The 26,526-nt window shown below is 68.8% G+C and carries 25 protein-coding genes, 3 tRNA genes and 1 pseudogene; 17 read left to right on the forward strand and 12 right to left on the reverse strand.

All coding sequences use genetic code 11. The annotated features are described in order from the left end of the window. The first annotated feature begins 81 nt into the window (after nt 1-81). The 4 genes from CK240_RS00235 (at nt 82) to CK240_RS00250 (ending at nt 6,025) form a co-directional block, all read left to right on the forward strand. On the forward strand, nt 82-3,141 hold the full coding sequence (locus CK240_RS00235) for a calcium-binding protein (protein WP_240517216.1): 3,060 nt from the start codon (nt 82-84) through the stop codon (nt 3,139-3,141). A gap of 77 nt (nt 3,142-3,218) precedes the next feature. Then, a complete protein-coding gene (gene argB / locus CK240_RS00240; RefSeq protein WP_095638344.1) occupies nt 3,219-4,118 on the forward strand; it encodes an acetylglutamate kinase in 900 nt (299 codons plus the stop codon). Nucleotides 4,119-4,205: 87 nt separating this feature from the next. After that, nucleotides 4,206-4,724, forward strand: a complete 519-nt coding sequence (locus CK240_RS00245; protein ID WP_095638345.1) for a SixA phosphatase family protein — start codon at nt 4,206-4,208, stop codon at nt 4,722-4,724. A 641-nt stretch (nt 4,725-5,365) separates the two neighbouring features. Further along, the gene (locus tag CK240_RS00250) at nt 5,366-6,025 is read left to right on the forward strand and encodes a L,D-transpeptidase (RefSeq protein ID WP_095638346.1); all 660 of its coding nucleotides are present in this window, start codon (nt 5,366-5,368) and stop codon (nt 6,023-6,025) included. An 18-nt stretch (nt 6,026-6,043) separates the two neighbouring features. On the opposite strand, the gene CK240_RS00255 is transcribed toward CK240_RS00250, so the two are convergent. The 3 genes from CK240_RS00255 to ilvA all read right to left on the reverse strand — a co-directional run bounded on the left by CK240_RS00255 (nt 6,044) and on the right by ilvA (nt 9,009). Then, on the reverse strand, nt 6,044-7,315 hold the full coding sequence (locus CK240_RS00255) for a PP2C family protein-serine/threonine phosphatase (protein ID WP_095638347.1): 1,272 nt from the start codon (nt 7,313-7,315) through the stop codon (nt 6,044-6,046). Nucleotides 7,316-7,363: 48 nt separating this feature from the next. Beyond that, on the reverse strand, nt 7,364-7,642 hold the full coding sequence (locus CK240_RS18110) for a hypothetical protein (RefSeq protein WP_135058763.1): 279 nt from the start codon (nt 7,640-7,642) through the stop codon (nt 7,364-7,366). 119 nt (nt 7,643-7,761) lie between these two features. Continuing rightward, on the reverse strand, nt 7,762-9,009 hold the full coding sequence (gene ilvA / locus CK240_RS00260; protein ID WP_095638762.1) for a threonine ammonia-lyase IlvA: 1,248 nt from the start codon (nt 9,007-9,009) through the stop codon (nt 7,762-7,764). 115 nt (nt 9,010-9,124) lie between these two features. Here ilvA and CK240_RS00265 point away from each other — a divergent pair, with 115 nt between their 5' ends. Continuing rightward, a complete protein-coding gene (locus CK240_RS00265; RefSeq protein ID WP_095638348.1) occupies nt 9,125-10,351 on the forward strand; it encodes an argininosuccinate synthase in 1,227 nt (408 codons plus the stop codon). A 123-nt stretch (nt 10,352-10,474) separates the two neighbouring features. After that, a tRNA-Cys gene (locus CK240_RS00270) sits at nt 10,475-10,548 on the forward strand. Nucleotides 10,549-10,725: 177 nt separating this feature from the next. On the opposite strand, the gene CK240_RS00275 is transcribed toward CK240_RS00270, so the two are convergent. From CK240_RS00275 to gpmI, 7 genes are all read right to left on the reverse strand, one after another. Then, nucleotides 10,726-11,991: a lytic murein transglycosylase gene (locus CK240_RS00275; RefSeq protein WP_095638349.1), complete on the reverse strand. Its 1,266-nt coding sequence runs from the start codon at nt 11,989-11,991 to the stop codon at nt 10,726-10,728. Nucleotides 11,992-12,075: 84 nt separating this feature from the next. Then, entirely contained in the window at nt 12,076-12,399 is a 324-nt protein-coding gene (locus CK240_RS00280) for a hypothetical protein (protein WP_095638350.1), read from the reverse strand. A 67-nt stretch (nt 12,400-12,466) separates the two neighbouring features. Then, entirely contained in the window at nt 12,467-13,189 is a 723-nt protein-coding gene (locus CK240_RS00285) for a DUF421 domain-containing protein (protein ID WP_095638351.1), read from the reverse strand. Nucleotides 13,190-13,245: 56 nt separating this feature from the next. After that, entirely contained in the window at nt 13,246-13,749 is a 504-nt protein-coding gene (locus CK240_RS00290) for an RNA pyrophosphohydrolase (protein ID WP_095638763.1), read from the reverse strand. Between the two features lie 38 nt (nt 13,750-13,787). Next, nucleotides 13,788-15,302, reverse strand: coding sequence for a S41 family peptidase (locus CK240_RS00295; RefSeq protein WP_095638352.1), 1,515 nt, complete (start codon nt 15,300-15,302; stop codon nt 13,788-13,790). Beyond that, the gene (locus CK240_RS00300; protein ID WP_135058764.1) at nt 15,299-16,636 is read right to left on the reverse strand and encodes a murein hydrolase activator EnvC family protein; all 1,338 of its coding nucleotides are present in this window, start codon (nt 16,634-16,636) and stop codon (nt 15,299-15,301) included. The genes CK240_RS00295 and CK240_RS00300 overlap by 4 nt, the downstream gene beginning before the upstream one ends. Then, nucleotides 16,633-18,159 carry a 2,3-bisphosphoglycerate-independent phosphoglycerate mutase gene (gene gpmI, locus CK240_RS00305; RefSeq protein ID WP_095638353.1) on the reverse strand — a complete coding sequence of 509 codons (1,527 nt, stop codon included), beginning with the start codon at nt 18,157-18,159 and terminating at the stop codon, nt 16,633-16,635. The genes CK240_RS00300 and gpmI overlap by 4 nt, the downstream gene beginning before the upstream one ends. A gap of 142 nt (nt 18,160-18,301) precedes the next feature. On the opposite strand from gpmI, the gene dut reads away from it, so the two are divergent. The 3 genes from dut (at nt 18,302) to CK240_RS00320 (ending at nt 20,561) form a co-directional block, all read left to right on the forward strand. Then, a complete protein-coding gene (gene dut / locus CK240_RS00310; protein WP_095638354.1) occupies nt 18,302-18,778 on the forward strand; it encodes a dUTP diphosphatase in 477 nt (158 codons plus the stop codon). Between the two features lies 1 nt (nt 18,779). Then, nucleotides 18,780-19,925 (forward strand): HesA/MoeB/ThiF family protein, encoded by a 1,146-nt coding sequence (locus CK240_RS00315; RefSeq protein ID WP_095638355.1) that lies wholly within the window; start codon nt 18,780-18,782, stop codon nt 19,923-19,925. A 198-nt stretch (nt 19,926-20,123) separates the two neighbouring features. Next, nucleotides 20,124-20,561 carry a hypothetical protein gene (locus CK240_RS00320; protein WP_240517217.1) on the forward strand — a complete coding sequence of 146 codons (438 nt, stop codon included), beginning with the start codon at nt 20,124-20,126 and terminating at the stop codon, nt 20,559-20,561. A 77-nt stretch (nt 20,562-20,638) separates the two neighbouring features. On the opposite strand, the gene CK240_RS00325 is transcribed toward CK240_RS00320, so the two are convergent. Further along, the gene (locus CK240_RS00325; protein WP_240517218.1) at nt 20,639-21,319 is read right to left on the reverse strand and encodes an SH3 domain-containing protein; all 681 of its coding nucleotides are present in this window, start codon (nt 21,317-21,319) and stop codon (nt 20,639-20,641) included. Nucleotides 21,320-21,448: 129 nt separating this feature from the next. Between CK240_RS00325 and CK240_RS00330 the strand changes: the two genes are divergently transcribed. Beyond that, entirely contained in the window at nt 21,449-22,450 is a 1,002-nt protein-coding gene (locus tag CK240_RS00330; protein WP_095638356.1) for a 2-hydroxyacid dehydrogenase, read from the forward strand. A 92-nt stretch (nt 22,451-22,542) separates the two neighbouring features. Here CK240_RS00330 and CK240_RS00335 read toward each other — a convergent pair. Next, nucleotides 22,543-22,617, reverse strand: a tRNA-Gly gene (locus CK240_RS00335). Between the two features lie 229 nt (nt 22,618-22,846). On the opposite strand from CK240_RS00335, the gene infA reads away from it, so the two are divergent. The 7 genes and pseudogenes from infA (at nt 22,847) to CK240_RS18115 (ending at nt 26,493) form a co-directional block, all read left to right on the forward strand. After that, nucleotides 22,847-23,065 (forward strand): translation initiation factor IF-1, encoded by a 219-nt coding sequence (gene infA, locus CK240_RS00340; protein WP_036636451.1) that lies wholly within the window; start codon nt 22,847-22,849, stop codon nt 23,063-23,065. Continuing rightward, nucleotides 23,025-23,654: a Maf family protein gene (locus CK240_RS00345; protein WP_095638357.1), complete on the forward strand. Its 630-nt coding sequence runs from the start codon at nt 23,025-23,027 to the stop codon at nt 23,652-23,654. Before infA ends, CK240_RS00345 begins: the two co-directional genes overlap by 41 nt. 4 nt (nt 23,655-23,658) lie before the next feature. Next, entirely contained in the window at nt 23,659-24,720 is a 1,062-nt protein-coding gene (locus tag CK240_RS00350) for a ribonuclease E/G (RefSeq protein WP_095638358.1), read from the forward strand. Continuing rightward, complete coding sequence (locus CK240_RS00355; RefSeq protein WP_095638359.1) at nt 24,717-24,875, forward strand: DNA gyrase inhibitor YacG; 159 nt, start codon at nt 24,717-24,719, stop codon at nt 24,873-24,875. The genes CK240_RS00350 and CK240_RS00355 overlap by 4 nt, the downstream gene beginning before the upstream one ends. A gap of 70 nt (nt 24,876-24,945) precedes the next feature. Beyond that, a tRNA-Phe gene (locus tag CK240_RS00360) sits at nt 24,946-25,021 on the forward strand. Nucleotides 25,022-25,465: 444 nt separating this feature from the next. Next, nucleotides 25,466-25,956, forward strand: a pseudogene (locus CK240_RS00365) (IS5 family transposase); the annotation flags it as partial. Nucleotides 25,957-26,181: 225 nt separating this feature from the next. Further along, nucleotides 26,182-26,493, forward strand: coding sequence for a hypothetical protein (locus tag CK240_RS18115; RefSeq protein WP_135058765.1), 312 nt, complete (start codon nt 26,182-26,184; stop codon nt 26,491-26,493). The last annotated feature ends 33 nt before the right edge of the window (nt 26,494-26,526 follow it).

A 26,526-nucleotide genomic window follows, 5' to 3' on the forward strand; every position in this document is an offset into this window, starting at 1 on the left:
GGGCCCCCCGTTTTCTCACCCCTTCTTAAGGGATGCGCCGCAGGCTGAGCGCTGGTTTCACCAGGGCGATCGGCGGGGCGGATGGTCGAGTTCCGGTATGTCACGACAATCACGCAGGGCTTCGTCCGAAGCCTGACCGACCTGACCCTGGGGCAGGTGGGGGATCGCGTCGTTCTGGTCGGCGCCACCCACGCGGGGGGCGGGCTGTCGGTCTGGGGCGTGGCCGCGGGCGACCAGCAAGCGCGGCCGATCGCCAGCTATGAATATCCCCGGCAACTGGCCCACCTGTCCGAGCCGCAGGCGATCCTGCTGGACCGCCCGGGCGGCGTGTCGCTGCTGCCCGCGGGGCTGCAAGACGGCGCGGATGCGGTGCGCCAGTTGAACCCGGACGGCCGGCAAGGCGCGGTGGACGCGGGCCTGGAACGCGCGGCGCTGCCGGCGGACCTGCTGCAGGCGGGCAGCTTCACCACCGCCAGCGGTCAGGCGATGATCTGTGCCGCACGCCATGACCAGCCGGTGTTCAGCTTGTGGCGACAGGAGGACGACGGGCGGATCGTGCAGGCGGGCACGACGGCCCCGCCGCCCCGGATGCCTGCCGACGCCCAGATCGACGCGCTGGTGCCGTTGCGCATCGGGGGCGTGGACCTGATCATCTCTGCCTCGATCCGGGGCAACTTCGTCGCGGCGCACAAGGTGCTGCCCGACGGGCGCCTGGACGCGGGCGAGTTCGTGGGCACCGGCCGGGGCACAGGCTTCAACGGTCCCCGCGACATCGCCGCGGTCGAGGTCGAGGGGCGGCATTTCCTGGTCGTCAGTTCAGCCCACAGTTCCTCGCTGACGACGGTGCGCGTCCTGCCCGGCGGCGGCCTGGTGCCGGTCGATCACGTCATCGACGAACGCACGACCCGCTTCCAGTCCGCCACCGTGATGGAGGCAGTGACGATCGACGGCCGCGCCTTCGTGGTGGTGGGGGGCGCCGATGACGGGCTGAGCCTGTTCACCATCACCCCTGACGGGCGGCTGATCCATCTGGACAGCATCGCCGACGACAATCGCGCGGCACTGAGGGATGTGTCGGCGCTGGCGATCCGTGTGATCGACGGAAAGATCGTCGTCTTCGCGGGATCAGCGACGGAAAGCGGCGTCAGCCAGTTCGTCCTCGATCCCGGCCGGATCGATCAGACGCGCCACGTGGCCGACGGCGCCCATTTTGGCACGGACGGCAGTGACCTCATCCAGGGCGGGCTGAACACCACCCGGATCGAGGGCGGCGCGGGCGACGACATCCTGATTGCGGGATCGCGCTCGATCGACCTTTACGGCGGGGCGGGGGCGGACCTGTTCGTGCCGCTGCCGGTGTCGGGCCGCATCACCATCCGCGACTTCCAGCTGGGTGTCGACGATATCGACATGTCGATGCTGGGAATGGTGCGCTCGGTCGCGCAGCTGCGCTTCACCCCGCAGAACTGGGGCGTCCGGATCCGCTTCGGCGACACGGTGATCGAGGTGCGCAGCCACAACGGCCGCCCGCTGAGCGGCGCGGATTTCGACAACGGCCTGTTCCCGATCGCCCATTACCAGCCGCCCGACGTGCGCTCGACCATCCTGGGCACGTCGCGCGCCGACGTGCTGAGTGCGGCGCGCGGCGGCTCGGCCGTCCACGGCTACAACGGCAACGACACGATCCTCGGCAGCGAGCTCGAGGATTACGCCAGCGGCGGGACCGGCCACGACAACATCGTCACGCGCGACGGCGACGACACCATCTGGGGCGGAGGAGGCAACGACACGATCCGCAGCGGCGGGATGGACGACCTGATCCTGGCGGGAGAGGACCACGACCTCGTCATGGGCGAGGGCGGTCATGACCGCATCGCCGGACAGGGCGGCAACGACCGGATCTACGGCGGGGCGGGCGAGGACCGCATCAACGCGGGGGCGGGGGCCGACGAACTGTCGGGCGACGACGGCAACGACCGGCTGTTCGGCATGGGAGGCGACGACCGGCTGATCGGCGGGGCGGGTGACGACATCCTGCTGGACCTGTCGGGGAACAACGTCTTTCGCGACCATGCCGGCAACAACATGATGTTCGGAGGCGCGGGGAATGACAGCATGACCGGCGGAAGCGGGGGGGACACGATGCGCTCGGGCGACGGCGCGGACATCCTGGCGGGCGGGGCGGGCCATGACAGGATCAACAGCGGCGCGGGCGACGATACCGTCCTGGGCGGGGACGGCGACGACCTGATCATCGGCGGCAGCGGACGCGACGTGCTTCACGGAGGGGCGGGGAACGACGCGATCCACGGGGGCGACAGCGACGACCATCTGGAGGGCGAGGACGGCAACGACGTCCTGATCGCCAATGGCGGCAACGACCGGGCCCTGGGGGGCCGGGGCAACGACACCATGCGCGGCGCTGAAGGCAACGACAGCCTGTCGGCAGGCGAGGGCGACGACCGGCTGCTGGGCGGCACCGGCGCGGACACGCTGGCGGGCGACCCCGGAAACGACATCATGATCGGAGAAGGCGGCGCGGATCTTCTTCGGGGCGGCGCGGGACGCGACACGCTCGACGGCAGCTGGGAGAACGACGACCTGTTCGGCGACGAGGACGACGACCTGCTGCTGGGCGGACACGGGGCCGACGGGCTTGACGGCGGCATGGGTCATGACACGCTGAAGGGCGGCGATCACGACGACGCGCTGAATGGCGGCGGCGGCACCGACTGGCTGGAGGGAGAAGCGGGCGACGACCGGCTGGACGGGGGCGAGGGCGACGATACCCTTCTGGGCGGGGATGGCGCCGACTGCCTGAACGGCGGCACCGGGGCCGACAGGCTGACCGGCGGCGCGGGGGCCGATGTCTTTGTCTTCGGCCCCTCGGGACCCGAGATCTCGGTCCCCGATGCGGTCACGGACTTCTCGTCCGGTGCGGACCGGATCGACTTGTCGTCGCTCGGCCTGGCGTCGGTGAGGGAGCAGTCGGCTTTCACGGGCGCCGGCGCCGAACTGCGCTGGACCGCGAGGGGCGACATGCTGCGGATCGAGGCGGACCTGGACGGCGACCGCTTGGCCGATGTCGTGGTTCTGCTCGAAGGGGTGCAGGCGATCTCGGAAAAGGACTTCATCCTGTGAGGGTGGCGGTCTGGACCTTGCTTCCTGCACGGCCTAGCCTTGCCCATCCACGGGGACACCACATGAGACCGCAAAGCATGGATCGCGACTTCGTTACCACCGCCCGCACCCTCTCCGAGGCGCTGCCCTACATGCAGCGTTACGCCGGCGCCGTGGTTGTCGTGAAGTTTGGCGGCAACGCGATGGGCGATGACGAGGCCATGGCCGAGTTCGCCCGGGACATCGTCCTGATGAAGCAGGTCGGCATCCACCCGGTCGTCGTCCACGGCGGCGGGCCGATGATCAACGACCTGCTGGACCGGCTGGGCATCGAAAGCCGCTTCGTCCGCGGCAAGCGCGTGACCACCGCCGAGGCGGTGCAGGTGGTCGAGATGGTCTTGTCCGGTCTTGTCAACAAGCGCATCGTGCAGGCGATCAACGACGCGGGCGGCCGCGCCATCGGCATCTCCGGCAAGGACGACGACCTGATGGTCTGCGAGGCCGACGACCCGGAACTGGGCTTTGTCGGCCGGCCTATCGAGATGAACGTGCAGATCATCCGCGACCTTTACAATGCCGGGCTGATCCCGGTGATTGCGCCGGTGGCCACCGGCATGGCCGACAACGAGACCTTCAACGTGAACGGCGACACGGCGGCGGGGGCCATCGCGGGCGCGCTCAAGGCCGACCGGCTGCTGCTGCTGACGGACGTGGCGGGGGTCAAGGACGGGCAGGGGCAGGTGCTGACCCAGATCCACCCCGACCAGGTGCGCGCGATGATCGCGGACGGCACCATCGCGGGCGGCATGATCCCCAAGACCGAGACCGCGCTGACCGCGCTGGACCAGGGGGTGCGCGCCGTCGTGATCCTGGACGGGCGGGTGCCTCATGCCGCGCTGCTGGAACTGTTCACCGAGCAGGGCGCGGGCAGCCTGATCCGCTCGACCGAGCCGCGGGTCAAGCCGCACGGGCTGCGTCAGGGCGGAAGCGGGCTTTGACGACTTGCCGCCGAGGAACGGGAGAGCCGCTTGCGGCTGGCGGTCGCGGGTGGCACTCTGATTCGTGAACAAAGGGAAAGGGTCAGGATGACACCGCTGGGACATTGCCGCCTGATCCTGACGCGCCATGCGAAATCCGACTGGGACGACCCCACGCTGCCCGACCATGACCGCCCGCTGAACGGGCGCGGCCGGCGCTCGGCGCGGGCGCTGGGGGACTGGCTGGCCAGCCGCGGCTATGACCCCGAGGAGGTGCTCTGCTCCTCTGCCCTGCGGACGCGCCAGACCTGGGACTGCGTGGCGCAGGCCGTTTTCGAGACGCGGCCCGATCTGCGCATCGAGCCCGCGCTTTATCAGGCGGCGCCCGAGACGATGCTGCGGGTTCTCAAGACCGCCACTGCTTCCACGGTGATGATGATCGGCCATAATCCCGGCATCGCCGCCTTCGCAGCCATGCTGCCGGCACGTCCGCCTCTGGACCCGCAGTTCCGCAGCTATCCGACCGCCGCGACGCTGGTCGTGGATTTCCAGGCCGGCAGCTGGGCCGAGGTCGAGCCCGGTCAGGGCAGCGTGCGCGATTTCATCCGCCTCGACGGCCGCAGCTGAAGCGCTTGCCGCAGAGCGGAACTGCAAGTGGCGCGGCTTTCTGAACCCTCGGCGGAAAGCGGTTGAGCCCGGCCCCGTTGCCCTGAGGATCCTGCGGGTCGCACGCTGAGCGGCAGGAACGCGCTTGGCAAGGAAACCGGTGCGGGTCGCTGGACGCGGGATTGCAATCCCATGGGACGGGTGGGGAGCCTGTGACCTCCGACGCCCTTTGCAGATCTTCTAATCTGACGCTTCCCGGTTGTCGTGGCCTTGGGGCGCAGTCCCTCAGGGACGGTTCCCTTATGGCCCGATTGATCGGCCTTCCCGCCTTACACCTCGACCGGTGCGCGTCGCCATCCGCAACCGTCCGTGGCAGAAGGCGCGGTCCAGCTGGCCGGGCATTTCCTGCTTTGGCAATGGAAGGCGCACCTGCCCGATCTGCAACGCTTGGCCGCGCCGGTCTCCGGCACGGGCCGGCTGCGGGACGGGCCCGCAGTCCGGTTCCTTCATCTCTCCTGTTGCCCTGCCAACGCACGACCGGCGAAAGTCGAACCAGTGACGCCCCTGTGAGTTGATCTGCACCCGTTCACGGCTATGTGCTCGGCTCACGAACGAGGCGATCGCCACGAAGCCCTCAAGGGCCAGGCCGACAGGAGAACGAGATGCCCGCGACCAAGCCGTCCGCCGTTGACCGGCGGTCCTTCCTTGCCACCACGCTCGCACTGGGCGCCACGAGCCTGGCGGCCCCGGCCCTCGCGCAGGCGGTGGATCCCTATACGGGCCAGGCGCTGCAGGGCACGCCCGGCGCTGGGGCGACCCCCGACGCGGGCGTGGTCCAGTATGACGCGGGCCAGGACAATCGCCGCAACGTGTCGAGCTTCCGGATGCACGACTGGCAGCCCTATTTCAGCGACCTGACCAACGGCGCGATCCTAGTGGACCTGACGTCGCGGGCGCTGAGCTACTGGTCCGAGGACGGCACCGACTTCCGCCTGTTCCCGACCTCGATCCCCGTCAGCGAGGACCTGACCCGGCGCGGCCGCACCGAGATCATCAAGAAGGTCGAAGGCCCGTCCTGGTCGCCCACCCCCGAGATGAAGAAACGCAACCCCGAATGGCCCGATTTCGTGCCGCCGGGGCCGGACAACCCGCTGGGCACCCATGCGCTGTGGCTCAGCTGGCAGTATTACCGCATCCATGGCACTCACGACACGCGCAAGATCGGCCGCAAGTCATCGAACGGCTGCATCGGCCTTTACAACGAGCACATCCAGCAGCTTTACGCCCTGACCAAGGTCGGCACGCAGGTTCTGGTGATCTGAGGACGAGCGGCGCCGGGATCATCCCGGCGTCCCGCCCGGGCCCGCCAGCACCGGCGCGGGCGGAAGATGCTCGATCAGCACGGCGGAAAGGTCGTCGGCACGCTCGCCGCTGGCGAAGGCCGCGACCGACCAGCACATGGATTCCAGCAGCGCGTGTCCCGTCAGGGGCGCGTTCAGTTGCATGATGGCCCGCAGGCCGTCCTCGCCCAGCAACTCGCCACGGCAGCCCGAGGCATCGGTGATCCCGTCCGACACGATCAGAAGACGGTCGCCGGGAGCCAGGGTCACCTCGATCTCGTCGAAACGCGCGCCTTCCAGCACGCCGACCGGCAGCCCGCCCCTGCCGACCCGCTCGATCCGGCCATCGGCGCGCTGCAGGAAGGGGTGGGGGTGGCCCGCCTGCACGAGCCGCAGGCGGTGCGTTTCGAAATCCAGACGAGCATAGACCATCGTCAGGTAGACGTCCGTCAGGGGACCGTCCAGCATCATGTCGTTCAGCGCCGAGACGAGCCCGGCGGGCGACAGGTGGCGATCCTGAGCCAGGCCGTCGATCTGTGCCGCAAGCCGCGCCGTCAGCAGCGCCGAGGCGACGCCATGGCCCGAGACATCCACGGCATGCAGCCCGACGGCATGGTCGTCGAGCTGATGGAAGCCCACGAAGTCGCCGCCGATCATCCCGGCCGGACGCATCAGCAGCGACACGCGGAAGGGCCCGAAGCTGCGCTGGCGTTCGCGGATCATCGCCTGCTGCAGCTTGCGCGCTTCGCGCAGTTCGGCCGTCATCTGCTCCTGCGCCTCGTTCAGCCGTTCCAGCGCACTTTGCAGTTCGCGGTTTGCGGCGGCGAGGTCGTCGTGCATGTCCAGCACCCGCTCGGCCGCTCGGATGCGCGCCAGCAGTTCGGCGCTCGAGATCGGCTTGACCAGGAAGTCGTCTGCCCCCGCCCCCAGGGCCACCGCGATGTCGGCGCGCTCGGTGCTGGAGGTCAGCAGGATGAAATAGCCGTAGCCCTGCCGCGCCATGTCCCGGTGCGCGCGGCAGAGTTCGAGTCCCGAAAGGTTCATCAGCAGCGAGTCGGACAGGATCAGGTCGGGATGCTGTTCGCGGCAGATCTTCAGCGCGGTTGCGCCATCCGCGGCCTCGGCCACGCGATAGCCCGCCCGTTCCAGCTGGATCGACAGCATCCGCCGGTGCGCCCGGTTGCCGTCCGCCAGCAGCACCAGGCGCCGCGTCCGGTGCCCGGTCGCCCGGCCGGGCGAGGAAGACGTGAGTGACCGATTCGGCTGTCTCATGCGCCAAGGCTAGCGCGCCGGGGTGAACGGCAGGTTAAGCGCGGGCCTTCACGATTTCTCAAGAAATCCCTGCAAGGAAGGCCGGAAGCCGAGGGAATGTGCCGCATGATCGACAGGACGCGCGTGGTTGCCCTTCATGAAGATGCCGGGAATGGGACGTCCGGGCTGCCGGCCTCGATGTTCCTGAAGATCGAGGGCAGGATCATGGTCTTGGGCATGGAAGGCGCTGCGGCTTTGCCTCAGCGCCTGCGGGTCCTGAATGACGGTGCCTCGGACACGGGCCTGCGCGTCCGGCACCAGATGCGAACCGAGGATTCGGGCCGCCATTCGTGGGCTGGAGCGGGACCCGGGCCCGAGGAATGCTGTTGGTGTGTCACGCGCGCTCGGCCCCTGCCGATGCGATGTCGCCCGGGGGGCCGCATCGGCGGAGGATGCGGCCCGGCGGCTCAGATCAGGAACTCGGACAGGACCGGGTCGCCCGTGATGTCGCGCCAGTCGAAGCCCCGTGCCGCCAGCCGTTCGGACAGCGCATAGAGGTTCGCGGGGCTGGTCGTCTCGATCCCGATCAGGACCGAGCCGAAGTTGCGCGCCGATTTCTTGAGATACTCGAATCGCGCGATGTCGTCCTCGGGACCGAGCAGGTTCAGGAACTCGCGAAGGGCGCCGGGCCGCTGCGCCAGCCGCAGGATGAAGTATTTCTTCAGCCCCGCCCAGCGCTGCGCCCGCTCGCGCACCTCGGGCAGCCGCTCGAAGTCGAAGTTGCCGCCCGAGCAGACGCAGACCACGCGCTTGCCCTCCAGCGCGCCCGCCGCGCCAAGGTCGCGCAGCGCGTCCACGGCCAGCGCGCCGGCCGGTTCCAGCACGATGCCTTCGACGTTCAGCATCTCGATCATGGTGGCGCAGATGCGGTCCTCGGGCGCGATCACCACGTCCGAGGGCGAAAAGCGCGACAGTTGCGCAAAGGGCAGCTCGCCGATGCGCGCGACGGCGGCGCCGTCCACGAAGGTTTCGATCGCGGGCAGCGTGACCGGGTGGCCGGCCTGCAACGCCGCCTGCAGGCTGGCGCCGCCCGCAGGCTCGACAAAGGCAAGGCGCACCTGCGGGGCGGCGACAGAAAGAACGCCGCTGACCCCCGCCGCCAGGCCGCCGCCCCCGACCGGCAGCACGACAAGATCGGGGGGACCCTCCATCTGGTCCAGGATCTCGGTGGCCACCGTGGCCTGCCCCTCGATCACATGGGCGTCGTCGAAGGGCGACAGGAAGATCGCGCCCTGAGCCTTGGTGAACTCCTGCGCGGCCCGCAGCGTCTGGTCGAAATAGTCGCCCGTCAGCACGATCTCGACCGCGCCGTCGCCGAAGGTGCGCGTCTTGTCGATCTTCTGCTTCGGCGTCGTCACCGGCATGAAGATCGTGCCGCGTGACCCGAAATGCCGGCAGGCGAAGGCCACCCCCTGCGCGTGGTTGCCGGCGCTGGCGCAGACGAAATGCGCCCCCGGTCCCGCGCCCGCCCGGCGCATCGCGTTGAACGCCCCCCGCAGCTTGTAGCTGCGCACCGGCGTCAGATCCTCGCGCTTCAGCCAGATCTCGGCGCCGTAGCGGGCCGAAAGGTGGTCGTTGCGCAGAAGGGGCGTCGGCTCGAACAGCCCGCGCAGCGCGGCCGCCGCATCAAGGACGGGGGAAAGGGGGGTGCTCATGGCGCAGGGATAGGGCGTCATGCGCCGAAATGCCAGCGGCTCTGCGCGCCAGCGCCCTTGTGAGAAGGCGGGAAAGGCCATAATCGGCAGGCAAATCTGGATGAAGGGGGCCCCGATGTCTGACGCGCCGAAGAAAGTCGTTCTCGCCTATTCCGGGGGGCTCGACACCTCGATCATCCTCAAGTGGTTGCAGACCGAATATGGCTGCGAGGTCATCACCTTCACCGCCGACCTCGGCCAGGGCGAGGAACTGGAGCCTGCGCGGGCCAAGGCCGAGCTGCTGGGCATCAAGCCCGAGAACATCCACATCGAGGATGTGCGCGAAGAGTTCGTACGCGACTACGTCTTCCCGATGTTCCGCGCCAACGCCGTCTACGAGGGGCAGTACCTGCTGGGCACCTCGATCGCCCGCCCGCTGATCGCCAAGCGGCTGGTCGAACTGGCGCAGCAGCACGGCGCGGATGCCGTGGCCCATGGCGCGACCGGCAAGGGCAACGACCAGGTGCGGTTCGAACTGTCGGCCTATGCGCTCGACCCCTCGATCAAGGTGATCGCGCCCTGGCGGATCTGGGACCTGACCAGCCGCACCAAGCTGATCGAGTTCGCCGAGGCAAACCAGATCCCGATCGCCAAGGACAAGCGCGGCGAGGCGCCCTTCTCGGTCGACGCCAACCTGCTGCACACCTCGTCCGAAGGGAAGGCGCTGGAGAACCCGGCCGAGCAGGCCCCGGACTATGTCTACCAGCGCACGGTGAACCCCGAGGATGCGCCCGACCAGCCCGAATACATCGAGGTCACCTTCGAGAAGGGCGACGCGGTCGCCATCAACGGGCAGGCGATGTCGCCCGCGACGCTGCTGGCGGCGCTGAACGACTATGGCGGGCGGCACGGGATCGGACGGCTCGACTTCGTCGAGAACCGCTTTGTGGGCATGAAGTCGCGCGGAATCTACGAGACGCCCGGCGGCACGATCCTGCTGGAAGCGCACCGGGGGATCGAGCAGATCACGCTCGATTCGGGCTCGGGGCATCTCAAGGACAGCTTGATGCCCCGCTATGCGGAACTGATCTACAACGGCTTCTGGTTCAGCCCGGAACGCGAGATGCTGCAGGCGCTGATCGACAAGTCGCAGGAATACGTCTCTGGCACGGTGCGGCTGAAGCTGTACAAGGGCCTTGTGACTTGCGTCGGCCGCTGGTCGGACATGAGCCTTTATTCCGAGGCGCATGTGACCTTCGAGGAAGACGCGGGCGCCTATGACCAGAAGGACGCAGCCGGCTTCATCAAGCTGAACGCCCTGCGCCTGAAGCTGATCGGCAACCGCAACGCGCGGGTGAAGTAAGCAAGGGGGCGCTGCCCCCGCCGCCCCTGGCGGCTCCCCCGGGATACTTTCATCCGGCCCGAGGGGCTACGCAGCGACTTGCAGGGCAGAACGCTTTGGCATATCTGTCCTGCACCTCACCGAGGCGGGTTGGCGGAGAGGTTACGCAGCGGATTGCAAATCCGTGAAGACCGGTTCGATTCCGGTACCCGCCTCCATGGTGAGACGCCCGCCTGAGCGGCGGTGTTTCCTTCCAAGATTGCTGCACTGCCTTCAGGACGTCGGTTCCCATGATCCTTGAGGCGCGCTCGGAGGCCTCGCTTCCGTCACCGTGTTCATGAAAAAGGCCCGGACGCCTTATGCGCGCCGGGCCTTTTCCGATTGAGCCTGGGCCCTTACCGGCCGCGCAGCTGTCCCAGGACGATCGAGGTCGCATAGCCGTCGGGGGGCACGCCGATCGAGCGCTGGAAGGCCGAGATCGCCTCCATCGTGCCGGTGCCGATCTTGCCGTCGATCTCGTCGCGGTAGAAGCCGCGCGCGGTCAGCAGGCGCTGGATCTCGGACCGCTCGGCCTGAGTCAGCGGGCGGTCCGACCGGGGCCAGGGCGCCTGGATGCCGGGGCGGCCGGCGATGGCCTCGGCCAGGTAGCTGACGCCCAGCGCATAGCTGTCCGAGTTATTGTAGCGCAGGATCGAGCGGAAGTTGTCGAGGATCAGGAAGGCCGGTCCCCGCGCGCCCGCAGGCCGGATGATCGAGCCGGTGCCCGCCGGAAGGCCGCGGCCGTTGACCGCGCGCACGCCCATCGCCTCAAGCTGGCGCGTGCCGGTCCGGGTGCCCTTGCCCACGGCGCTGAAGCCTTCGGGCAGCGAAACCTCGGTCACCCAGGCCTGGCCGCGCACCCAGCCGTTCCGCGCCAGATAGGCCGCCGTCGAGGCCAGCGAATCGGTGGGGTCGTCCGACCAGATGTCCCGCCGCCCGTCGCCGGTGAAGTCGACGGCGTAGGACAGGTAGGAGGTCGGCATGAACTGGGTGTGACCCATCGCGCCCGCCCATGAGCCCAGCATGTGTTCCGGGTCCGTGTCGCCGGCCTGCAGGATCTTCAGCGCCGCGACCAGCTGTTCCTGGAACATCTGCGAGCGGCGGCCGTCATAGGCCAAGGTCGCCAGCGAGGGGATGATCTGCATCCGGCCCCGGTTCGCGCCGAAGTTCGATTCCATTCCCCAGACGGCCAGCACGATCTCGCGCGGGACGCCGTAGGTGGCCTCGATCGCGGCGAGTGCCCGGCCGTGCTGGGCGAGCATCTGGCGGCCGGTGGACACCCGTTCGGGCGACACCGCGCTGTCGAGGTAAAGCCAGACGGGGCGCGAGAATTCGGCCTGCTTGCGGTCGAGGCGGATCACTTCGGGGTTGTAGCGGGCGATCGCCATGGCGCGGTCGTAGGTGGCCGGGCTGATCCCCGAGGACACGGCGCGCGGGCGGAAGTTCCGTACCCACTGCTGGAAGCTCGCCTCGGTCGCCGGGTCGGCCGCCGGGATCGGGGCCGGCGTCCAGCTGCTGCCGCTGGAGACCGGGCCAAGGCCCGGGCGGCCCATCGGTGCGCAGGACGCCAGCGCTGCCATCACGGCGGCCGACAGCGCAAGGCGCATCATGCTGGATTTCATTCTCACTGCCTCGTCACGTTATCGTTCTTGTTGCACGGAATCTTAACCGTGCAACCGCGAGTCTGACAAGGCGAAGGCTCGGCGTCAGCCGTGGTCCGGCTCGTCGAAGAACGGTTCGAACTGGGCCACGATGACGCTGTTCTCGTCCCGCGCGCGGTCCATCAGGGCACGTTCCTCGTCCGGAACCTCGTGCCCCTCGGCCAGACGTTCGTCCAGCGTGCCATAGGCCTGCACCTCGAGGGGCGCGAGATCGGCCTGCTTGAGGATCGCCACCGTTTCGCGCACCGCCTCGTCCTGGTCGCGGCCGGCGGCATAGCAGACCAGCGCCGCGCCCGTCGCGCCCTCGGGCAGGCCGTCGCCTTCCTTGCGGCCGACTTGGACCAGCAGCGTGTAGACCTGTTGCACCATCGCCCCCTCGGATCGCCTGCCTTGCGGGATGGGGGATCGGGGCCCGTTTGGCAAGCGCTGGATGGGGTCAGGCGGCCGGCCTGATCACGGGGGGCGTCACGGCAGGGGTCCAGCCATCGGTCCGCCCGCAATCCGTGCAGCGTGTCACGGGCGTCACCAGTTCCGCCCGCCGCAACGAGCCGCAGTTGACGCAGCAGGCCTGGGTATCGGGCGCCGCGTCCGACAGGGATGCCAAGGGCTCCACGTCCTGCGGCGGAACGATGGGCAGGCCGGGAACGGGGGTGTCGCGGTGGAAGACCGACAGCCCGCCGCCGGATTCGTGAAAGGCGAACTCGACTTGGCCCAGGTTCGATACGCCCTTGAGCCGCAAAAGCGACTTCAACTCTAGCGCGCTGATGTCGCGCAGGATCAGCCCCTGCCGGACGATGCGGCCATCGCGGACCACGGCCACGGTGCGGCCGTCGATCAGCCGCTTGGCGGTGTCGTAGCGCTCGATCAGGTTGTCGATGAACTTGTTCAGGCAGACGATGACCGTGATCACCAGCATCGCCTGCAGCATCGGCACGTCGGGGTAGAAGGTCGCATCCCCCACCGCCGATCCCAGCGCGATCACCAGAAGCAGGTCCACCATCGACAACTGCGTGACCGACCGCCCCCCGATCCAGCGGATCAGGCCCAGGGTGTAACCGTAGATGATGACGGTCCGGACCGCGATCTCGACATAAAACAGCAGCGGCGCCTCGCCCAGAAACATCCGTTTCAGTTCGAAGGGAATGATGGGGTCTTCCATGTGTCTTTCCGGCGGAACCGGGCGGCTCCACGCGCAGGCTGGGGGATGGCGAGGGTTTACGAGGCGGTCAGCCGATCGGAGAAAGCGGCGAAGATCCGGTCATAAACCTCGCGCTTGAAAGGGACGATCTTCGCGGCGATCTCGGCGGGCGTCATCCAGCGCCATTCGTCGAACTCGGGATGCTCGGTCGCGATATCGACCTGATCGTCCCGGCCGTTGAAGCGCACCAGATACCACTTCTGGATCTGCCCGCCGTAGCGGCCGCGCCAGATCTTGCCCACCAGTTCCGGCGGCAGGTCATAGCGCAGCCAGTCGGGGCTTTCGGCCAGGATCTCGCACAGATCGGCGGGAATGCCGGTTTCCTCGCGCAGCTCGCGCAGGGCGGCCGCGCGCGGGTCCTCGCCCTCGTCGATGCCGCCCTGGGGCATCTGCCAGGCGTCCGAGGGGTTGTCGATGCGGTGGCCGGCGAAGACCCGGCCCTCGGCATTGATCAGTACCACGCCGGCGCAGGGGCGATAGGGCAGGCCGCCCGGCCCGGTCGCGGCATCGTCGGGACCCATGCCCGCGGGGACGTCGTTCGTCACTTGCATCGGCGCGCTCAGGGCTGGGCCGGACGGTTGGCAGGACGGGCCGTCGGGGCCGAGACATCCGTCGCGGGTGCGGCCTCGACGGCGGAAGGCGCCTCGGTCGCGGGGGCAGCGCCTTCGCGCGCGTCCTCGCTGGTCGCGTCCTCGCCGGTCACGGCAGGCTTGGCGGCCTCCGCCACCTCGCGGGCCGAGAAATCGACGGCGGCCAGCCCCTTGAGGATGTCCACGGCATAAGCCAGCTGGTAATCCTCCTCGCGCAGCTTGGCCGTGGCCTCGACCTGCTTGGCTTCCTCCTCGATCTGCCGCCGTTCCTCGTCCGAGATCGAATCGTTGTTCAGCGCGCCCCGCAGGTCGCTTTCCGAGGTCGAGAAGTTCGAGGCGCTGCGCGGCGCTTCCTCTTCCTCGTCGGCCGGGCGGGCAGGGGGCTGCTGGACGATGATGTCGGGGTTGATCCCCAGCGCCTGGATCGAGCGGCCCGAGGGCGTGTAATACAGCGCCGTCGTCAGCCGGATCGCGCTGTCCGAGGTCACGGGCATCACCGTCTGCACGGATCCCTTGCCGAAGCTCTTGGTGCCCACGACGATGGCGCGGCGGTGGTCCTGCAGCGCGCCGGTCACGATCTCGGACGCCGAGGCCGAGCCCCCGTTGATCAGCACCACCATCGGCTTGCCCTGCGCCAGGTCGCCCGGCTCGGCGTTCCAGCGGCCGCTTTCCTCGGGCTGGCGGCCACGGGTGGACACGATCTCGCCCTTGTCGAGGAAGGCGTCGCTGACCAGCACCGCCTGGTCCAGAAGCCCGCCGGGGTTGTTGCGCAGGTCCAGCACGAAGCCCGTCACCTTCTCGATGCCGCCCGCTTCCCCGACCGCCTTTTCCAGCTCGGACTTCAGCGTGTCATAGGTCTCGTCGTTGAAGGTGGCGACCCGCAGCACCACCGCATGGCCTTCGACGCGGGTGCGAACAACCGTCAGCCGGATCGTTTCGCGCGTCATCTTGACGTCGAAGGGCTCGCTTTCCCCTTCGCGCAGGATGGTGACGGTGACTTCGGACCCGATCGGGCCGCGCATCTTTTCCACCGACTCGTCCAGCGTCAGGCCCATCAGCGATTCGCCGTTCACATGGGTGATGAAGTCGCCGGGCTTGATCCCCGCATTGGCGGCGGGCGTGCCGTCCATGGGCGAGATCACCTTGACCAGCCCGTCCTCCTGCCCGACCTCGATCCCGAGGCCGCCGAAGCTGCCACGGGTCTGGGTCTGCATGTCCTCGTAGTCGTTGGCCGACAGGAACGAGGAGTGGGGGTCCAGCGAGGTCAGCATCCCGTTGATCGCCGCCTCGATCAGGGTCTTGGAATCGACCTGCTCGACATAATCCTGCTGCACGCGCTCGAAGACGTTGCCGAACAGGTCGAGCTGTTCATAGACCGAGGCATTGCGGCCGGATTCCTGCGCAACAAGGGGCCCGGCCAGCTGGGTCGTGACCAGGATGCCGGCCAGCGTGCCGCCGATGCCCGCCATGAGATAATTCTTCATTCCGTCGTCCTGACCTGCTCAGGGGCATCCTCGCCCGCCGTATCGCCGTTGTCGCGGGCGGCATCGTTGCCGGTCGCGGGGGTAATGACCGGATTCATCACGAACCACTCGGCCGGGTCCAGTGTTTCCTTGCCGTGGCGCAGCTCGAGATAGAGCGGCTGCATCGCGGGGGGCGTGTTGCCGACGGCCGCGGCTTCCACGAAGGTCGCCCCGAATTCCGCGGCCGAGCCCTCGTGGCCGCCCATCAGCCCCATCGGTTCGCCCGCAAGCAGCACGTCGCCGGTTTCTCCGAAGACCTGAGATAGGCCCGCGACGATCAGAAGGTAGCCGCGCGCCGGTTCCACGATCATCACGTTGCCGTAATCCAGCAGCGGGCCGCGATAACGGATCGTGGCGGGCCAGGGCGCGGTGACCAGCGCGGCGGGCGCGGTGCCGATGGTCAGGCCGGGGCGGTGGATGCCCTTGGCGTCGGGCTCGTCATAGCCGCGCAGCACGGCACCGACCGCCGGCAGGGCCAGGCTGCCCTGCGCCGCCTCGAAGTCGGCCATCGGGGCGCCGATGTCCTGTTCCATCGCGGCGATCCCGGCGGCGAAGCTGTCCAGCGTGTCGGCCGAGGCCACAAGCGCCGTCAGCTCCTCCGGGTCCTCGCCGAAGCGCACCGGCATGGAGGAGCGGTCGGTGACGGCCGAGGCCAGCAGCCGCCGCGCTTCCTGCACCTGGGCCAGGCCCTGCGCCAGCGTGTCGGCGGCGGATTGCTCGATGCCGCGCACGATGGCGATCTCGTCGAGCCCCGTCCTGAGCCGGTCGGCCTCGGCCTGCAGGGCAGGGGTGACGGCCGACAGGATCATGCCCGACTGGGCGGTGCTGGTGGCCCCGGCGGGGTGCAACAGCATCAGCGTCTCGGGCGACTGCTGCATCGCCGTCATCACGCCGATGATCCGGGACAGGTGGTCGCGCTGTTCCTCGAACTCGGCGCGCACCTGGGCCTCGCGCAGGGCGGCGCGGCGCAGGCTGTCGCGCAGCGCGGCCTGCCCCTGCTCATAGGCGCGGATCACCTCGGACAGCGCGATCACCTGATCGTCGGCGGTCAGCGCCACGTCCAGGCGGGCCATGGCCTCGCGCAGGCTTTCGGCGGCGGCGGCGGCTTCGCGTGCGGTGGCCTCGGCCGGGGTTTCGCCCACGGCCGCGCCGGGGGCCGCAGGATCGCCCGCGGCCGTGGTGACGGCCCCGCGCCCGCCTTCCGAAACCACCGTCTGCGCCAGGCCCGCATCTGCGGCCAGCAGCGCGGCAAGGGCCACGGCGGCGGTGCGCCAAAGGGCGGGGGCGCGCGTCATGACCGTTCGATCAGGCTGCGCCCGGTCATCTCGGGCGGCGGGACCAGGCCCATCAGGTCCAGCACCGTGGGCGCCACGTCGGCCAGCCGCCCGCCCTGGCGCAGGGACGCGCCCTGCGGGCCGCGGTAGACGATCACCGGCACGGGGTTCGTGGTGTGGGCGGTATGCGGGCCGCCTGTCGCAGGGTCCACCATCATCTCGCAGTTGCCGTGGTCGGCGATGACGACCGCCGCGCCACCGACGCGGTCCAGCGCCTCGACCATCCGGCCGAGGCCCCGGTCCACCGCCTCGCAGGCACGGATCGCCGCGGGCAGGCTGCCGGTGTGACCCACCATGTCGGGATTGGCGTAGTTGACCACGATCAGGTCGTAGCCCTCGCCGATGGCCTGCACCAGCCGGTCCGTGACCTCCCCGGCCGCCATTTCCGGGGCGAGGTCATAGGTCGCCACCCTGGGGCTCGAGGGCATGTGACGGTCCTCGCCGGGCTCGGGCGCCTCTTTCCCGCCGTTCAGGAAGAAGGTGACATGCGGGTATTTCTCGGTCTCGGCCAGCCGGAACTGGCGCAGCCCGTGCGAGGCCACCCAGGCGCCCAGCGTGTTCGCCACCTGCCGCTTGGGGTAGGCGGCAGTCATGAATTCGTCATGGCGCGTCGAGTAATCGACCATCCCCAGCACCCCGGACCAGGCGGGGCGGCCGGTCACGTCGAACTCGGCAAAGCCCGGCTGGGCGATGGCGGCCATGATCTCGCGCGCGCGGTCGGCGCGGAAGTTCAGGCAGAAGAAGCCATCGCCGTCCCGTGCGCCGGTGTAGCCGGGCAGGACGGTGGGGGCGATGAACTCGTCGGTCTCGCCGCGCGCATAGGCGTCGGAGACGGCGGTGGGCGCGTCGGCGGCATGAAGCCCCCGGCCGCGCACGATGGCGTCATAGGCGCGCGCCACCCGGTCCCAGCGGTTGTCCCGGTCCATCGCGTAATAGCGCCCCGTGACGGTGCCGACCGTGACGCCCTCGGGCAGGTTGCCCGCCAGTTCGGTGACAAATCCCAGCGCCGATTCGGGCGGCACGTCGCGCCCGTCCGTGATCGCGTGCAGCACGACCGGCAAACCCTGGTCCGCCACCGCCTTGCAGGCCGCGACCACATGGGCGATGTGGCCGTGCACCCCGCCGTCCGACACCACGCCCATCAGGTGCGCCGTGCCGCCCACGGCGCGCAACCGATCCACGAAGGTGCGGATGCCGGGGTTCTGAAAGAAGCTGCCGTCCTCGATCGCCAGGTCGATCTGGCCCAGGTCCATCGCCACCACGCGCCCCGCGCCGATGTTGGTGTGCCCCACCTCCGAGTTGCCCATCTGCCCGCGCGGCAGCCCCACGTCCGGGCCATAGGTGATCAGCGTCGCGCCGGGGCAGTCCCGCCGCAGCCGGTCCATGTTCGGGGTCGCGGCCTGGTCGGGGGCGCTGAAGTCGGGGCGGTCCGCGATCCCCCAGCCATCGAGGATGCAAAGGACGACGGGACGGGGGCTGGACATGGACAACTTCTTTCGGCCGCGTGAAGTGCCGGGTTTTTACGGCCCCGCCCGCCAAGGGGCAAGGCGCGAGCCCGCAAGGGCGCGCCCTGCGCGTGACCTTGGGCGGGCGATGGCTTAAGCCGGGGGCGGACCAACCCCGAGTATGCCGATGCAAGCCTGCCCGCCCGTGGAACTGAAGGTGCTGGACGCCCGCCTGCGCGACTGGGGCCTGCCCGACTGGCAGACGCCCATGGCGGCGGCACTGGACCTGCGCGCCTGCCTCGACGCGCCGCTGGCGCTGTATCCGCAGGCCCCGGCCGAGCTGGTGCGCTCGGGGATCGCCCTGCACATGGCCGATCCGCATCTGGCGGCGGTGATCCTGCCCAGGTCGGGGCTGGGGCATCGCAAGGGGCTGGTGATGGGCAATGCGCTTGGCCTGATCGACGCCGACTATACCGACGAGATCCTGATCAGCGCCTGGAACCGCAATCCGCCGGGCAGCGCGCCCATCCTGATCCAGCCCGGAGAGCGGATCGCGCAGATGCTGTTCGTTCCGGTGGTCCGCCCCGTGCTGACCGAGGTGGCCGAGTTCTCGCGCGGAAGCGAGCGGGCAGGCGGCTTCGGCTCGACGGGGGTCTGAGATGCTGTGGACGCTGCTGCTGGTCGTCGCGGGGATCGTCGTCATCCGCCGATTCGGGGCGGGGGTGCTGGCCGCCGTCCTTGCGGCGGTCTGGCTGGCGGGGGTCGCGGGCCTGTGGCAGCGGCATCAGGCGGGACAGGCGCTGCTGCCCTCGGACCTGTGGGTTCCGGCCGCGGGACTCGCGGCGTTGGCTGCAGGTTACGCGGCGCTGATCGGACGCCTGAGATCGCGCGCCCGCGCGCGGCAGCCGGTGGGCTCGGGGGTGGCCGCGGCGCGGCCGCGGGGCAGGGCCGAGCCACCCGCACCGCCCCCGGTCAGCCAGGCAGGATCAGCGCCCGCAGGCGAGGTCGCGCCGGCCGATCCCACACAACCCCTCAGCGACGCCGAACTGGACCGCTATGCCCGCCACATCGTCCTGCGCGAGATCGGGGGCGCGGGGCAGCGGCGGCTGCGGGCCTCGCGCGTGCTGGTCGTGGGGGCGGGGGGGCTGGGCGCGCCGGTGCTGATGTATCTGGCGGCGGCGGGCGTGGGGCGGATCACGGTCGCGGACGACGACACGGTCGGGCTGTCGAACCTGCAGCGGCAGGTGATCTTTTCCACCGCCGACATCGACCGCCCCAAGGTCCAGGCTGCCGCCGAGGCGCTGAACCGGCTGAACCCCCATGTTGGCGTCACCGCGCTGGCGCGCCGCATCGGGACAGGAGATGCCGATCTGGTCGCGGGCCATGACCTGGTGATCGACGGCACCGACAGCTTCGCCTCGCGGCAGGCGATCAACGCGGCCTGCGTCGCGGCGGGCGTGCCGCTGCTCGCAGGCTCGATCGCGCAATGGGAAGGGCAGGTCGCGCTTTACGATCCCGCGCGCGGCGCACCCTGCCTTGCCTGCGTCTTTCCCGAACCGCCCGCGCCAGGGTTGGCGCTGTCCTGCGCCGAGGCGGGCGTCGTGGGCGCCCTGCCGGGTGTCGTCGGCAGCCTGATGGCGCTGGAGGCGATCAAGGAACTGGCCGGCATCCCCCAGAACGGCACGGGCGCGGGACTGCGCGGGCGCATGCTGATCCTTGATGGCCTGTGGGGGGACACCCGGACCGTCAGCCTGCCGCGCCGGCCCGGCTGCCCGGTCTGCGGCGCCGAAGATACATCAACCTGACGTGAACGCATGTGAGCCTGCGGCTCTCCGAAGCACCGGAGAAGACGTGGCTGATGTGGCGCCAGCGCCTCAGTTCACCGGCGGCTTGCTGCCAATGAAATTTCTCTTGAGAAAACAGGGAACGAAATCGCACGCTTGCGACGTTGAAGGGTGACGCGGCCCGCAGCCGATCGTTGTTCAAGTGGGAGTAACCGAAAAATGACCTATCTGAAGCCCGTTCTGGCCGTCGCCGCCGCCCTGTCGCTGTCGGCCTGTGTGCCCGGCGCAACCGTCACCACCGTCAGCACCCCCGGCGCCGAGCCGGTCACGGTCGTGGACGGCCCCGCCATCGCCCCCGCCGCGCCGGAAGCGACCGCCGGCACGCCCGGCCCGGACACGCTGGACGGCACCTGGAACCTCGTCGCCTCGCAGTGCGGCGATCCCGCCAGCGAAGGCCGTCTGACCATTCAGGGCAACAAGTTCACCTTCCCGACGTCGGACTGCACCGTCGGGACGTCCGAGGTGCAGACGAACTACACCTCGGTCTCGCTTGGCTGCTCGGGTGCGGCGAACCGCCAGCTCAACATCTCGATCCGTCCCGGCGTGATGCGCATGACCGAAGGTTCGACCACGCTGACCTACTATCGCTGCATGTGACCGGGCCCGCCGGCACGGCATCTGGCCGGAACGCGTAGGCACCCCGGGCCTTGCCCCGGGGTGCGGGACGGAAATGGTTACTCTCGGGTTTCCTCGGGATCGACGCCCCAGAGCGAGATCTTGGGGACCCACCCCTTTTCGCCCCCGCCCGAGACGCGGCACCAGTCGATCTCGCATTCGTGCAGACGCACGATCGCGCCCGCCTCGGCCCGGGCCAGTACCGACGCATTGGCGTCGGGCCGGCTGCGCAGCTCGGCCATGTCGGTCGTGACAATGGCGGTCCTGACGCCGGACAGCAGCGAGTAATGCACCCAGCCGCCCGCGCCGTCCTGGTCCTCGACCCGGCGCCAGTGGCCGAACTCGGCCACCACCCGCAGCGGCATGCCGGGGTGGCGGAACACCCAGTCGATGCGATGCGACAGCGAGGGACCGCGCCGGGCGTTCCCCTCGCCGCCCTTCAGGCTGACATAGCGAGGCAGGGGGAGATTGGTGACAGGCCCGCGGTTCGGGTCGCGGGGCTTGTCCTGGTGACGGCTGATCAGCGAATCCGCGGACACATCGCCCGGATTGATCTCGATCGCGGGCGCCTCGGCCGAGGCCGCACCATCGCCGCTGGAGCGGGGGCTCTGCGCGGTGGCCGGAAGGGCCAGCGCCAGCCCTGTCGCCAGCAGTCCCGCACCCGCTGCGGCCAGCACGGGGCGGCGCAGCCGTGCCGCGCACGCCTCCGCCACCGATCGGGTCACGGATCGCAATGTCATGTCGTCGTCCTTGCCTGCCGCGGCCCGCGCCGCGTGTCTGCCTGTCGGGCGCATGGCCCCGGGGCCTTGTGCCTGCCCCGCCTGACGGTAAGTTTGCCAAACGCAACGTGGTATTGGAAGAGAGGTCACATGGCTGGCACCGCACCCCCGCGTGATCGGCTGAAGGTCACCGTGACCCGCCGCCTGCCCCAGCCCGTCGAATCGCGCCTGGCCGAACTGTTCGACGTGTCGCTGCGCGAGGTCGATGGCCGCATGAGCCGCGAGGAACTGGCCCAGGCGCTGAAGGACAGCGACGTGCTGGTCCCCACTGTCACCGACCAGATCGACGCGCGGCTTCTGGGTCAGGCGGGCGAGCGGCTGAAGCTGATCGCCAACTATGGCGCCGGTGTCGATCACATTGACGTGGAAAGCGCCCGCCAGCGCGGCATCCAGGTCACGAACACCCCCGGGGTCGTGACCGAGGACACTGCCGACATGGCCATCGCCCTTATGCTGGCCGTGACCCGCCGCATCCCCGAGGGGCTGGCCGAGATGCAGACCGGCCGCTGGGAAGGCTGGGCCCCGACCGCGCATCTGGGCGGGCGCATCGGGGGCAGGCGCCTGGGCATCCTCGGCATGGGGCGGATCGGGCAGGCGGTCGCGCGGCGCGCCAATGTCTTCGGAATGCAGGTCCATTACCACAACCGCCGCCGCCTGCGCCCCGAGGTCGAGGCGGATCTGCGCGCGACCTACTGGGAAAGCCTCGACCAGATGCTCGCACGGGTGGACATCCTGTCGATCAACGCGCCGCACACGCCATCGACCTTCCACCTTCTGAACGCGCGGCGGCTGAAGCTGATGAAGCCCTCGGCGGTGATCGTGAACACCTCGCGCGGCGAGGTCATCGACGAGAACGCCCTGACGCGGATGCTGCGCGCCGGAGAGCTTGCGGGCGCGGGCCTCGACGTCTTCGAGCACGGGCACGAGATCAATCCGCGCCTGCGCGAGGCCCCCAACGTGGTGATGCTGCCGCACATGGGCTCGGCCACGACCGAGGGCCGGAACGAGATGGGCGAGAAGGTCATCATCAACATCAAGACCTTCGCCGACGGCCACCGCCCGCCGGATCTGGTGCTGCCCTCGATGCTGTAAGCCTCTGCCCCGCGCCGCAAGGTCGCGGGGCGCTTTCGTTCAGGCGTGGTGCAAAAGCAAAAGGCCGGTCTTGCGACCGGCCTTTTTGATATTGGAGCGGGCGATGAGATTCGAACTCACGACCCTAACCTTGGCAAGGTTATGCTCTACCCCTGAGCTACGCCCGCGCTCCGTCCCGGTTGCTTCCGCCGCCGGTGGAGGGGGATTTAGCCAAGGCGGCGGTGGGCTGCAAGAGAAAAAATTCACCAATCGTCACATGACGCGCCGTCGCGGTCGGGGCGCAGCGCGCCGGCGCAGGCAACCTTGGGCGCCTGCAGGGCTTTCCTCTTGAAAAAGGCAAGGTTTGGCGGCATATGGCCAAGGTCCGCGAATGGCGGGCTCCAGACAGGAGAGATCATGGCCAAGGAAGAGATGCTCGAATTCCCCGGCGTGGTGAAGGAACTCCTGCCCAACGCGACGTTCCGGGTCGAGCTCGAAAACGGCCATGAGATCATCGCGCATATGGCAGGCAAGATGCGCAAGAACCGCATCCGCGTTCTCGCCGGCGACAAGGTTCAGGTGGAAATGAACACCTATGACCTCAGCAAGGGGCGGATCAATTACCGCTTCAAGTAAGGCGGGCCGGCCGCGATTCGTGCTGGCTTCGGCCAGCCCGCGCCGGATCGAGCTGCTGGCCCAGATCGGCGTCACCCCGGACGCCGTCATTCCCGCCGATATCGACGAATCGCCCCGCAAGGACGAATCCCCCCGCGCCTATGTCACGCGCATGGCGGCCGAAAAGGCCAGCGCCGTGGCCGCGGTCGAGCCGGGTGTGGTCCTGGCCGCCGACACCACCGTCGTTGCGGGTCGCCGCATCCTGGGCAAGCCCGCCGACGAATCCGAGGCCGCGGGTTTCCTGCGCCTGCTGTCGGGGCGCCGTCACCGAGTCATGACCGCGGTCACCGTCATGGCAAATGGCCATGCCCGCCACAGGCTGGTGGAAACCGTGGTGCGCCTGCGCCAGCTCTCGGATGCCGAGATCGCGGGCTATGTCGCGGGCGGCGACTGGCGCGGCAAGGCGGGCGGTTATGGCATTCAGGGTCCGGCCAGCGCCTTCGTGCCCTGGATCCAGGGGTCGTTCAGCGCCGTTGTGGGATTGCCCTTGTCCGAAACATCCGTGCTGCTGTCGGCCTGCGGGATCGCCCCGGCCACCGCGAAGGAGTAAGCACATGAAGGGTCGTCAGGTCGTCCTGGGCCATCAATGGGGCCGCGAGGCCGCCGCCCTGATGGTGGACGGACAGGTCCAGGATCTTCTGCTGGATCTCAGCGCCCTGACCACGCTTCCACCGGGGGCGATCTGCCGCGCCGTTGTGGACCGGCTGGTGAAGGGGCAGGGCGGCGTCTTTGTCCGCCTGCCGGAAGGCGAGCGCGGTTTCCTGCGCGACGCCAAGGGCCTGTCGGAAGGGCAGAGCCTGATCGTGCAGGTCACGGGGGCCGCTGACGACGGCAAGGCCATTCCCGTCAGCCAGCGGGTGCTGTTCCGCGGCCAGAACGCCATTGCCACGCCGGGGGCCCCCGGCGTGAACGTGTCCCGCCGCATCAGGGATGAAGGCCAGCGCGCGCGGCTGACCGCGTTGGGGACCGCCGTTCTGGAAGGCGCGCCCGAAAACCTGGGGCTTGTGATGCGCAGCGCGGCGGCCGGGGCCGAGGACGAGGCGATCGACGAGGAGCTTGAAGGGCTGGTGGCGCTTGCCATCGCCGTCATGTCGGACACGCAGGGTCGCCCCGAGCTTCTGGTGGATGCCGAGCAGCCCTGGCGCGCGGCCTGGATCGACTGGGCCGACCCGCCGCCGGACGACGTCGACGACAGCGAGGGTGCCTTCGACCACCACGGCGTCAGTGCCGCGATCGAGGCGCTGCTCGACCCCGAGCTCGACCTGCCGGGCGGCGGTTTCGCGGTGATCGAAGCCACCCGCGCGCTGGTCGCGGTGGACGTGAACACCGGCCGGGACACCTCGCCGGCGGCCGCGCTCAAGGCCAACATCGCGCTGGCGCGCGACCTGCCGCGGCAGCTGCGCCTGCGGGGCCTTGGCGGGCAGGTGGTGATCGACTTCGCCCCCATGCCCAAGCGCGACCGCGGCACGCTCGAGCAGGTGCTGCGCGCCGCCTTCAAGGCGGACGGCACCGAAACCACGATGGTCGGCTGGACCGCGATGGGGCTTTACGAGTTGAACCGCAAGCGCGACCGCGTGCCCCTGGTCACCGTCGCCCTTGCGGGAGAAGAGGAATGACCTGCCCCATCTGCGGCAAGCCAACCGTCGAGGCCTACCGCCCCTTCTGTTCCAAGCGCTGCGCCGACGTTGACCTGGCGCGCTGGCTGCGTGGCGACTATGCGATTCCGGGCGAGCCTGCGGGCGATATCCCGCCCCACGACGACAAGAGTTGATTTTCGCTCTGGACAGCCGCGTTGCGCTTGTCTAGGAACGCTCCACCCTCAGGCAGATGCCTGGACCGGGGCCCGGATAGCTCAGTTGGTAGAGCAGCGGATTGAAAATCCGCGTGTCGGCGGTTCAAATCCGTCTCCGGGCACCAAATTTTTTCATGTTATACAGAGAGCACTGGATCAGCACGGTGTCAGTCCTTCGTAGAGGGTTTGACGCTTTCTGAGCTGGGTTTGACAAGCGTTGTTCGCCGTTCGATCTCCACGTCCAACAACTCGGCAGCGGCCCTGTTGCGCTCGGAAAGGTCAGCATCTCGAGAACACCAACCTGTCATGGCCTCCTTCTGCCCCGGATAGGCGGCGATCTCCCGTTGGTCCATTCCGGCTTCTCAACGGATTGTTCCCACCATGTGGTGTAACCCTTTGAGTGTAAGGTCGGCTGGAAGAGCGCCAGTCTCGACTTGTTCCTTTCGCCAGTTATGCCAAACGGTGCAGAACCCGTTATATGCCCAAGGTCTGTCCCGAAGGGTCAGGACCCATTGATCTGCCTGCTGCTGCGTGACTCAGGCTCCGCGAGGAGACTGATCGATGAGCAGATGGCGCGGCTCCGGCCCTTCTTTCCGAAGGGGCGAGCCCGCGAACGCAAGCCGCGTGTCGATGATCGGTATGTGGCTCTAGTGGCATGATCTTCGTCAACCGCGACGGGTTGCGGTGGCGGGACGCTCCGAGCGGGTAGGACCCTGCAAAGACGCTTTACAGCCGTTGAAAGCGGTGGGGCGACATGGGCGTCTTCGCGCGGATAATGGAGGGGCTGGCCGCGGCGAGCCCTGAACCCAAGACGATCATGATTGATGCGACCTATCTTAAGGCGCACCGCACGGCGACCAGCCTGCAGCCAAAAAAGGGCGCGCGGTCGATTGATCGGGCGAACCCGGGGTGGCATGAACACCAGTCTGCATACCGTCACCGATGCCGGCGGGCGGCCGATCCGCGTGCTCGGGGGCTTGGTTCACTGAACCAATCCCTGATCCTCGAACTCATGACCGCAGGCCAGGTCAGCGACTACACTGGCGCCGCCGCCTTGCTGGAAGGTTTCACCTACAGCAGTTGCTCGTCCAGGACGCCATGCCAGGACAGGCCCTCCCGAAGCTGCTCTTCAGGCGTGCTGCAGCACTTCAGGCAGTTGACGCCTGTTTGGCTGAGCCTGATCGGGCGCAAAGGCCTGCAACCGCGACCAGAAAGCTCTCGGTCCGGAACGGCTTCGTGAGAAACGCCCCTGTGCATCACGTCCGCCATGGCGAATAGAACGCCAATGACCCACCCCGCCCGATTGCGACGGCCTCGCGGCAACAAATATCATGATCAATTCCTGCAACGACAATTGATTGTCGCCCGCCTCTGGCAGAGCCTCTTCCGGCAAGGTTACCACAGCAGTATCGTGCGGCGAGAGCAGGAGATGGCCGGACCCGGTCCCGAGATGCCGGCCGATGAGGCAGCGGAACGGCTGGAACTCCGCCGACGGCTTGGCAATGGCCATGCGCTGCCGCGCCCGATCATCCGCCGCTCGGCTGAAAGTGCAACAAGCGTGGACAGCTACGCCTGGTATCCCCGGAAGGACGACTGACCGATGGTGCCGCATGACCGCTTTCCTCCCCCA

Origin of the sequence: Paracoccus salipaludis (assembly GCF_002287065.1) — a bacterium.
Lineage (GTDB): Bacteria > Pseudomonadota > Alphaproteobacteria > Rhodobacterales > Rhodobacteraceae > Paracoccus > Paracoccus salipaludis.